The 241-nt window shown below is 37.8% G+C and carries 1 pseudogene; it reads left to right on the forward strand.

The window, feature by feature from the left end:
• Positions 1–241 (forward strand): annotated as a pseudogene (locus tag FDX22_RS30645) (IS3 family transposase); the annotation flags it as partial.

The following is a 241-nucleotide window of genomic DNA, read 5'->3' on the forward strand; positions in this document are numbered from 1 at the left end:
ATGGAACAACAAGCGAAGGAAAAGCACGTCTTGTTCAAACCCTCCACAGAGAATTCAAGTTCCCAATCAAACAACTGTTAATTATTTCAGGACTACCTAAGGCAACGTATTATTATTGGGTTAATTGTTTCGGACGCCCAAATAAAGACGAAGAAATCGAAAAAGTATTGATTAAGCTTAGAAAATTACACCCTAATGCAGGTTATCGCCCCATGGTAGAACTTTTAAAGCGTGAAGGATA

Source organism: Citrobacter sp. TBCS-14 (assembly GCF_005280805.1).
Taxonomy (GTDB): Bacteria; Pseudomonadota; Gammaproteobacteria; order Enterobacterales; family Enterobacteriaceae; genus Citrobacter; species Citrobacter gillenii.